The sequence below is a fragment of the Pseudomonas sp. GD04015 genome (assembly GCF_029837675.1).
Taxonomy (GTDB): Bacteria; Pseudomonadota; Gammaproteobacteria; order Pseudomonadales; family Pseudomonadaceae; genus Aquipseudomonas; species Aquipseudomonas paralcaligenes.
Genome location: NZ_JAOEEE010000005.1, coordinates 239,182 through 245,683 on the forward strand (window position 1 = coordinate 239,182; position 6,502 = coordinate 245,683).

5 protein-coding genes are annotated in these 6,502 nt (G+C 68.2%); all 5 read left to right on the forward strand.

The window, feature by feature from the left end; genetic code table 11:
- Positions 1-24: 24 nt before the first annotated feature.
- The 5 genes from N7640_RS06650 (at position 25) to N7640_RS06670 (ending at position 5,635) form a co-directional block, all read left to right on the forward strand.
- On the forward strand, positions 25-543 hold the full coding sequence (locus tag N7640_RS06650) for an RNA polymerase sigma factor (RefSeq protein WP_279901734.1): 519 nt from the start codon (positions 25-27) through the stop codon (positions 541-543).
- Positions 540-1,481, forward strand: coding sequence for a FecR family protein (locus tag N7640_RS06655; protein ID WP_279901733.1), 942 nt, complete (start codon positions 540-542; stop codon positions 1,479-1,481). The genes N7640_RS06650 and N7640_RS06655 overlap by 4 nt, the downstream gene beginning before the upstream one ends.
- A 160-nt stretch (positions 1,482-1,641) precedes the next feature.
- Positions 1,642-4,035 carry a TonB-dependent receptor gene (locus tag N7640_RS06660; protein ID WP_279901732.1) on the forward strand — a complete coding sequence of 798 codons (2,394 nt, stop codon included), beginning with the start codon at positions 1,642-1,644 and terminating at the stop codon, positions 4,033-4,035.
- A 305-nt stretch (positions 4,036-4,340) separates the two neighbouring features.
- A complete protein-coding gene (locus tag N7640_RS06665) occupies positions 4,341-5,468 on the forward strand; it encodes a PepSY-associated TM helix domain-containing protein (protein ID WP_279901731.1) in 1,128 nt (375 codons plus the stop codon).
- Complete coding sequence (locus N7640_RS06670; RefSeq protein WP_279901730.1) at positions 5,465-5,635, forward strand: hypothetical protein; 171 nt, start codon at positions 5,465-5,467, stop codon at positions 5,633-5,635. The genes N7640_RS06665 and N7640_RS06670 overlap by 4 nt, the downstream gene beginning before the upstream one ends.
- Positions 5,636-6,502: the final 867 nt, after the last annotated feature.

The following is a 6,502-nucleotide window of genomic DNA, read 5'->3' on the forward strand; positions in this document are numbered from 1 at the left end:
CTGCCCCCATTGGCGGAGGTGACAGTGTCCGTCGGGGAAAACACCCACAACGAGCTGGTCGGCCTGCTCTATCGCGATCACCGCGACTGGCTGCTCGCCTGGCTGCGCAAGAGCCTGCAGTGCCCGCAGCGCGCCGCCGACCTCGGCCAGGACACCTTCGTCCGCCTGCTCGGCCGCCCCGACCTGCAGGCGCCGCGGGAACCCCGCGCCCTGCTCACCACCATCGCCCGCGGCCTGCTGATCGACCATTTCCGCCGCAGCGCCCTGGAACGTACCTACCTGGAAGAACTGGCGCAGCTGCCGGAGCCCGAGCAGCCCGGCCTGGAAGAACAGGCCATGGCCCTGGAGGCCCTGCGCGAGGTCGACCGCCTGCTCGGCCAGCTGTCAGCCCGGGCCCGCGCAGCCTTCCTCTACAACCGCCTGGACGGCCTGGGCCACGCCGAGATCGCCGAGCGCCTCGGCGTGTCGGTGTCGCGGGTGCGCCAGTACCTGGCCCAGGGCCTGCGCCAGTGCTACATCGCCGTCTACGGGGAGCCCCGGTGAGCGCCGTGCCGCTGCGGGTGCTCGACGAGGCCATCGGCTGGCAGCTGTGCCTGGGCTCCGGCGAGGCCAGCGAGCAGGACCGGCTGGCCTTCGGCGCCTGGCTGGCGGCCCACCCGGAGCACGCGCGGGTCTGGCAGCAGCTCGGCGAACTCGACCAGCAGCTGGGCGTCGCCGCACCGGCGCCGGCGCGGCGCGCCCTGACCCGCCCGCAGCGCAGGATCGGCGGCCGCGCCCTCGGCCTGCTGCTCGCCGTGGGCCTGGGCCTCGGCCTGCTGGCCAACCAGCAGCGCCCGCTGGGCGACTACCTGGCCGACGCCTACACCGGCACCGGCGAGGTGCGCGAGCTGCAACTGCCCGACCGCACTCGGGTCAGTCTGAACAGCCGCAGCGCGCTGGACATCCAGTTCACCCCGGACGAACGCCGTCTGTACCTGCGCAGCGGCGAAATCCTGGTGGAGACCGCCCACGGCGACACCCGGCCGTTCCTCGTGGTCACCGCCCAGGGCAGCCTGCGCGCCCTGGGTACCCGCTTCCTGGTGCGCCGCGAGGGCGAGGCGACGCGCCTGATCGTGCTGCAGTCGGCGGTGGCCGCCCAGCCCCAGGCCCAGCCGGACGAACGGGTGATCGAGGCCGGTAGTCAGGTGCTGATGCGCCGCGACCGTCTCGGCGAGGGCGCGCCGGCGCCGCTGGGCGCCGATGCCTGGAGCCACGGCATGCTGGTGGCCGACAACGAGCGCCTGGCCGACTTGCTGGGACGCCTGGACGACTACCACACCGGCTACTTGAGCGTGGACCCGCGCATCGCCGACCTGCGCATCAGCGGCAGCTTCCCCCTGCGTGACAGTGCGCAGGCCCTGGCCGCCCTGCCGCCGAGCCTGCCGGTGCGCATCGAACGCTATACCGACTGGTGGATACGGGTGGTGCCGGCGGAGCGCTGAGGGCCAGCTGAAAGCCCGCTGTGCACCCTGTCCGCGGGACGTCGGACAGCCTCCCAGGCGGCCCTTCGAAAAAATCTTCGCGGGCCCCTGTCACTTTCCGCTTTTGCTTCGGCAAGGAAGACATCGAGAGACTTTTTTCTTTCTTCAGGAGCCGTTCACCATGTCCCGTACCCTGCACCTGCTGCGCCCCAGCCTGCTGGCCGCCGCCATCGCCCTCGCCACCGTGCCGGCACTGGCCCACGCCCAGAGCTACCAGCTGCCGTCCGCCCCGCTGGCCAGCACCCTCAGCACCATCGCCAGCGAAGCGGGCATCGTGCTCAGCATCGACCCGGCGCTGACCGCCGGCAAGACCGCCCAGCCGGTGCGCGGCGACTACTCGCCGCTGGCCGCGCTTGACGCCGCCCTGCAAGGCAGCGGTCTGCAGCTGGTGCAGAACGCCGGCGGCAGCTACAGCCTGGCCCCCGCCGCCGACGAGCTGACCCTGCCGAGCACCAGCATCAACGCCCGCGTCCAGGCCCCCGGCAGCGCCGAGGCCGGCTACCGCAGCGAAGCGGTCAAGAACGTCGGCGCCCTCGGCGGCATGCGCCTGCAGGACACCCCCTACTCGATGAGCGTGGTGTCCCGGGAACTGCTGCAGAACACCCAGACCACCTCGATCGACGACGTGTTCAAGCGCAACCCCTTCACCCAGATCTACTCGCCGAAGAACGCCGGCTACGCCAGCGCAGTGGCCATCCGCGGCTTCAGCGGCGCCGGCAACATGAGCATCGCCAACGACGGCCTGCGCTACTCCACCGGCTACGACAGCGGCAACTTCGTCGAGGAAATGGAACAGATAGAGATCCTCACCGGCCTGTCCGGCTTCCTCTACGGCCCGGCCAGCCCCGGCGGCCTGGTCAACTACGTGATCAAGCGGCCGACCTACGAGCGCTACAACAGCGTGACCCTGGGCAACGCCGGTGGCGAGAACTACTACCTGCACGGCGACTTCGGCGGCCCGATCGACGACGCGGGCGTGTTCGCCTACCGGGTCAACCTGCTGACCCAGGACGGCGAGACCGCCATCGACCTGCAGAAGCGCCGCCGCCAGATGATCAGCCTGGCCCTGGACTGGAACGTCAGCGACGACCTGCTGATCCAGTTCGACGCCTCGCACAAGAAGAACGAGACCCGCGGCCTGACCAGCTACTGGTACTTCGGCGACCAGTCGTTCCGCCCGGACGCCGACGACCTCGACAACGACAAGCTGTACAGCCAGAAGTGGGCCTTCTCCGACAGCGAGCACGACCGCGTCGGCAGCCGCTTCAACTGGCGCCTGAACGACGTGTTCAGCCTGCGTGGCGCCCTCGGCTACAGCCAGTACACCCAGGAATACACCTACACCGGCCCGACCGTGTACAGCGCCGGCAGCTACACCCAGCCGCTGTATGCCTTCGCCCCGGTCGAGACCGAAGAGACCTCGGGCAACCTGTTCCTCGACGCCGCCTTCGCCACCGGCAGCATCGGCCACAAGGCCACCGTCGGCTACCAGGGCAACGTGGTGCGCAGCCGCGACTACACCGACTACGTGCCCTATCCGGGCCCGCAGTACGTCGACGTGGTCGGCACACCGTCGCCGTTCGGCGAAACCCCGCAGGTGGACAAGCCCAGCTACTCCATCGGCCACGGCGACCAGCGCGTGTCGTCGCGCACCCAGTCGGACAACTTCCTGGTCGGTGACGTGATCACCTTCAACGAGCAGTGGTCGTCGATCCTCGGCCTGACCCACACCCGGATCAAGACCTACAGCAACGACTTCGTCTGGGCCGGGGCCTTCGGCTACGCGGAAACCGCGACCAGCTACAACGAGTCGGAAACCTCGCCGAACGTCTCCCTGATCTACAAGCCGCTGCCCTGGCTGACCACCTACGCCACCTACATTGAGGGCCTGCAGGCCGGCGGCATCGCGCCGAACACCGCGCTCAACGCCGGCGCGGCGATGGCCCCGGAAGTCAGCGAGCAGTACGAAGTGGGCGTCAAGGCCAGCGTCGGCGAGGCCCTGCTGACCCTGGCCCTGTTCAACATCGACAAGCCCAACGCCTACACCAACGGCGCGGGCTACTACGTGCAGGACGGCCGCCAGGAGAACAACGGCCTGGAATTCGGCATCACCGGCAAGGTGCTGCCCGAGCTGACCCTGGTCGGCGGCGTGACCCTGCTCGACCCGGAAGTGAAGAAATCCAGCGTCGCCGCCAACGAAGGCCAGAAGCCGACCAACGTCGCCTCGCAACTGGCCAAGCTGTACGCCGAGTACGACATCAACGCCGTGCCGGGCTTCGCCGTCACCGGCGGCGCCTACTACACCGGCAAGCAGTACAGCGACGAGGCCAACCAGCACAGCCTGCCGTCGTTCACCACCTTCGATGCCGGTGCCCGCTACCGCATCCCGGTGGCCGACAACAGCGTGACCCTGCGCGCCAACGTGAGCAACCTGGCGAACAAGTCGTACTGGCTGAACAGCTCCTACCTGGGCGACCCTCGCACCGTGACTTTCTCCGCGCAGCTGGAGTTCTAAGAGCCCGTTTACGATCTCTTGAGCAACTCGGTTTTTACTGGAACCCTGCCTTCCAGTTCGTCACCCCGGCGCAGGCCGGGGTCCAGAAAACCGACAGGCGACTCGGTGCGGGCAACTGGATACCGGCCTGCGCCGGTACGACGGGCCCATGGCCCTGCGTGTTGGAGAAGATCCGGGCAGCTGGCTAGGATCGTAAACAGCTTCTGAACGGCCCGGCCCCTGTGCCGTAGCCCGAAGCCGCCGTCACGGGCGGCTTCGTCGTTTTTCCACCCAACCTCGTATCGGGCAACACTTCTGGACTGGACATGAAATCCACCACCATCCGCCGCTGGTCCGTCGTCCATACCTGGACCAGCCTGATCTGCACCCTGTTCCTCTTCCTGCTGGCGCTCACCGGCCTGCCGCTGATCTTCCACCACGAGATCGAACACCTGCTGGGCGAGGCCCCGGAACTGCGCGAGATGGCGCCGGACACGCCGCGCCTGGACCTGCAGCAGATCGTCGAGGCCGGCGAGCGGCACCGGCCCGGCGAAGTGGTGCAGTACCTGGGCTGGGAAGACGACGAACCCAACGGCGTGGTGACCATCATGGCCGCCACCGCCGGCACCGAGCCCAACTCCTCGCACACCTTCATGCTCGACGCGCGCAGCGGCGAGGCCGTGGAGATGCCGGCGGCCAACGGCGGCTTCATGATGCTCATGCTGCGCCTGCACGTGGACATGTTCGCCGGCCTGCCGGGCAAGCTGCTGCTGGCCTTCATGGGCGTCCTCTTCGTGGTGGCGATCATCTCCGGCGTGGTGCTCTATTCGCCCTTCATGCGCCGCCTGAAGTTCGCCGAGGTGCGCCAGCACAAGTCCACGCGTCTGCGCTGGCTCGACCTGCACAACCTGATCGGCATCGTCACCCTGGTGTGGGCGCTGACGGTGGGCATCACCGGGGTGATCAGCGCCTGCGCCGACCTGCTGATCAGCGCCTGGCGCAACGACACCCTGGCAGCCATGATCGGCCCCTACCGCGACGCCCCGCCGCTGACCGAGCGGGCGCCAGCCACCCGCCTGCTGGACATCGCCCAACAGGCCGCCCCCGGCATGCAGCCGGACTTCATCGCCTTCCCCGGCACCCGCTTCTCCAGCGAGCACCACTACTCGGTGTTCATGAAGGGCAGCAGCCACCTGACCTCGCACCTGTGGACCCCGGTGCTGATCGACGCGCGGACCCTGGACGTCACCGCCGTCGGCCAGCGCCCCTGGTACATGGACGCCCTGGCCATGTCCCAGCCGCTGCACTTCGGCGACTACGGCGGCCGGCCGATGCAGATCCTCTGGGCGGTGCTCGACGTGCTCACCCTGATCGTCCTCGGCAGCGGCCTGTACCTCTGGTGGGTACGCCGCCGCGCACCACGCGCGGCCCTGCGCGACGAGGTGGCGGCATGAAGCGCTGGCGCGAATCGACCTTCGCCATCCCCGCCGCCCTGGGCCTGCTCAGCGCCGCCGGCCTGTTCGCCGCGCTGCTCGGCGACGGCCCCTGGGACGCCCTCGCCTGGCTCGGCCTGGGCCTGCCAGCCGTGCTGGGCACCTGGCCGCTGCTCAGGCGCAGATAGCCATGGATCACCGGGATGCGGGGCAGGTTGCTCGTAGGGTGCGCCATGCGCACCGGCGTAGCCCGGATGAAATCCGGGAAAAGGACCTCCTCCTCCCGTATTTCATCCGGGCGATATGAAAGCGTTGCTTTCATTCCAACTTCCAAGAAACTCTCAGGCAACTCGGAGCCCGAGTCTTCATCAATGTGCTCCGTAGGGTGCGCCGTGCGCACCTGTCGAGGCTTTCTGCCCGACTATTACCGAGCGTACTGACGGTACTGGTTTCGCCCTCCCGGGCGAGTCACTTGACTCGCTACGCTCGACCTTCGGGCCAGCCTACGGCCGTTACTCCGCTTCGCTTCGTTGCTCTTGTTTGCGGATCGCCGCCCAGGCCAAGAGAAAGTAACCAAAGAGAAGGCCAGCCCGGCATCCGCCCCTGGTTTTACTCCGTGGGCCGTCACGAAGGAACGTCCCCGCCTCTTCATGACTCGCTCGGCGTCCTGACGAGGACTCGGCTCCGAGTTGCTTGATGGCTTTTTTCTGCCGCCGCGCGGACTGGGCTCTTGCTCCCAACAGCCATGTACCAGCCTGTTGGCACGCGCGGCGCACCCTACGCCAGCGCGCCGCTGCACCGGTCAGGTGTGCAACACATAGCTATAAAAAGCGTTGCAGACGCTACAGCTGCCCTGCGGAAACGGCCTGCCTGCAATATCGATAGGAGCCCGTAGGGTGGGTTAGGCCAAAGGCCGTAACCCACCAGCGCAATCGACTGCGGCACCGCCGCTGGGTTATGCCGGCAAGCGCCGAACCTACCCTACGCGTTGCGTGGTCAAGCCCCCTCTCTGAACACTACAGCTGCCTGCCCCTGGATTCCCGCCTGCGCGGGAA

Coding starts and splice junctions, on each gene's coding strand:
- N7640_RS06660 (WP_279901732.1), top strand. CDS start 1,642: ATGTCCCGTACCCTGCACCTGCTGCGCCCCAGCCTGCTGGCCGCCGCC.
- N7640_RS06665 (WP_279901731.1), top strand. CDS start 4,341: ATGAAATCCACCACCATCCGCCGCTGGTCCGTCGTCCATACCTGGACC.
- N7640_RS06670 (WP_279901730.1), top strand. CDS start 5,465: ATGAAGCGCTGGCGCGAATCGACCTTCGCCATCCCCGCCGCCCTGGGC.